This is a genomic window from Bradyrhizobium sp., assembly GCF_049798375.1.
Lineage (GTDB): Bacteria > Pseudomonadota > Alphaproteobacteria > Rhizobiales > Xanthobacteraceae > Bradyrhizobium.
Genome location: NZ_JBARGP010000037.1, coordinates 1 through 2748 on the forward strand (window position 1 = coordinate 1; position 2748 = coordinate 2748).

Consider the following 2748-nt stretch of genomic DNA (forward strand, 5'->3'; position numbering starts at 1 on the left):
AGGAACTTTATGCGGAGGTCAAAACCGCTGCGCCCTATGCCAACCTGACACGCAGCGATTTCGACGATGTCGTCGACTTCGTCGCCACCGGCGGCTACGCGCTGAAGACCTATGAGCGCTTCGCGCGCATCAAGCAGGACAAAGAAGGCCGCTGGCGCGTCGCCAATCCCAAAGTGCGGCAAAGCTACCGTTTGAACGTCGGCACCATCGTCGAGGAGGCGATGCTGAAGGTGCGGCTGGTGCGTTCGCGCAGCGGCGGTGGCAAAGCGAGCGCGATCGCGCGCGGCGGCCGGCTGCTCGGCGAGATCGAGGAGGCCTTCATCGAAGGCCTGACGCTTGGGGACACCTTCGTCTTCAGCGGCGAGATCGTGCGCTACGAGGCGCTGGCCGAGGACCAAGTCTACGTCTCGCGCGCCAATGATTCTGACCCGAAGGTGCCGTCCTACATGGGCGGCAAGTTCCCGCTCTCCACCTATCTCGCCGATCGCGTGCGCGGCCTGCTCGATGATTCACGCGCGTGGAAGCAACTGCCGGAGCAGGTGCGCGACTGGCTGGCGCTGCAGAAGGATTTTTCGCGCGTGCCGGCGCGGCGTGAGCTGCTGGTCGAAACCTTCCCGCGCTCCAACAAGCATTATCTGGTCTGTTATCCGTTCGAGGGCCGGCTCGCGCACCAGACGCTGGGCATGCTGCTGACGCGCCGGCTGGAACGGGCACGCGCGCGGCCGCTCGGCTTCGTCGCCAATGAATATGCCATCGCGGTCTGGGGGCTGGGCGACACCTCGACGATGGTGCGTGACGGCAGACTCGATTTGAACGCACTGTTCGATCCGGACATGCTCGGCGACGATCTCGAGGCATGGCTCGCCGAATCGGCGCTGATGAAGCGCACGTTCCGCTCCTGCGCCATCATCTCCGGCCTCATTCCGCGCCGCTTCACCGGTGAGGAGAAGTCGCGCCGCCAAGTGCTGTTTTCGACCGATCTGGTCTACGACGTGCTGCGCAAGCACCAGCCCGACCACATGCTGCTGCGCGCGGCGCGGGCGGATGCCGCCACTGGGCTGCTCGATCTGAAGCGGCTTGGTGATATGCTCGGCCGAATCCAGGGCCGAATCACCCATCGGGAACTCGATCACGTCTCGCCGCTCGCGGTGCCCGTGATGCTGGAAATTGGTCGCGAGTCGGTCTATGGCGAGGCCGCCGACGAGCTCCTGGCCGAAGCCGCCGAGGATCTGGTGAAGGAGGCGATGGGGTAGCAACACGGCGGGCTGAATTTGCGCGGCACTGATCCATCAACATCGTCAAGCGTCGGCCTCATTGGCGATGCCGAATTCGATCTCGTCGGCGCGACGCTCCTCGCCGACCTCTCCGGCGCGCTGCTGTGGGAGGACCAACGCCTGCTGGTCGTTTCCGACCTGCATCTGGAGAAGGGTTCAAGCTTTGCCAAGCGCGGCACCTTGCTGCCGCCGTTCGACACTGTCGCAACGCTCAACCGGCTCGCCTCCGTCATTACGCGCCACAATCCGCGTATCGTGATCGCCCTCGGCGACAGCTTTCATGATCGCGATGCGCATACGCGGTTGTCGGACGCGGACCGCGCGCAGCTTGCCGCGCTGCAGACCGGACGCGACTGGATCTGGATCTCGGGCAACCATGATCCGGCGCTGCCGCGCGATCTCGGCGGCACGGTCGCCGACATCATCGCGATCGGCGCCATCACCTTCCGCCATGAGCCGACCGGGGAACGTGGCGAGATCGCCGGCCATCTGCATCCGAAGGCGAGGGTGGCGACCCGCGCGCGCATGCTGGAACGGCGCTGCTTCGTCTCCGACGGCGACCGCGCCATCATGCCGGCCTTCGGTGCCTACACGGGTGGGCTGAGCGTGCGAGACGCCGCCTTCGCAAAGATCTTTCCGCAACGCTCGTTCGTCGCCCATGTGCTCGGCGACCGCAAACTGCACAGCATCGCCGCGGCGCGGTGTTACTGAGCTGACTTGGAATTACTAAGCTTGTAGGGTGGGCAAAGCGGAGCATGCCCACCATTTTCACCGCACTCTGCTGACCGATGGTGGGCACGACGCTGCGCGTCTTTGCCCACCCTACGTACGTGTTTCCGTCATTGCGAGCGAAGCGACGTGTCCGCCATAGCCCGCAGGGCGACGGCGGAAGCAATCCAGAGTCAGGAAGAAAGTCTGGATTGTTTCGTCGCCTTCGGCTCCTCGCAATGACGGCCAGAGAGCGTTTGCCCGAAAACTAAGCCGCCTTCGCCTGCACCTTCTCGCAAAACTCCGCCAACCGCTCGGCGAGCCGCAGCGTCGCGGGGCTGGCATCGGGCGAGGCGACCAGCGCCAGCTCGGTGCGCTCGATCGGGGCAAAGCCTTCGGCTGCGGTGAGCACGCGGTGATCGGCCTGGATCGCCATGTCGGACAGGATGCTGATGCCCATGCCGGCGGCGACCGCGGCCTGGATCCCGGCGAGGCTCGATGACGTATAGGCCATGTGCCAGGCGCGCGCGGCCATTTCCAGGGAATGGATGGCACGCGCCCGATACAGGCAGCCGGCCGGAAAGCCGATCAGCGGCAGCGACGCGCAATTGAGATCGACGGGATGGCTGCGGCTGGACACCCACGAGACCTGCTCTGGCCAGGCCGCGATCGCGCCGCCTTCGCCGGCACTGCGTTTATGCAAGGCGAGATCGAGATCGCCACGGTCGAGATCGCGCTTCAGGTTGATGCTCTGGTCGGCGCGCAC

Annotated in this window: 2 protein-coding genes and 1 pseudogene; 2 read left to right on the forward strand and 1 reads right to left on the reverse strand. The window is 65.4% G+C overall.

Translation table 11 applies throughout. The features are described 5' to 3' along the window. Both WA702_RS01220 and pdeM read left to right on the forward strand, forming a co-directional pair. Positions 1-1253 (forward strand): annotated as a pseudogene (locus WA702_RS01220) (DNA ligase-associated DEXH box helicase); the annotation flags it as partial. Between the two features lie 60 nt (positions 1254-1313). Further along, a complete protein-coding gene (gene pdeM, locus WA702_RS01225) occupies positions 1314-1985 on the forward strand; it encodes a ligase-associated DNA damage response endonuclease PdeM (protein ID WP_425108703.1) in 672 nt (223 codons plus the stop codon). 265 nt (positions 1986-2250) lie between these two features. Here pdeM and WA702_RS01230 read toward each other — a convergent pair. Beyond that, positions 2251-2748, reverse strand: a 498-nt coding sequence (locus WA702_RS01230) for a LysR substrate-binding domain-containing protein (RefSeq protein WP_425108702.1), incomplete at its 5' end; no start/stop codon positions are given.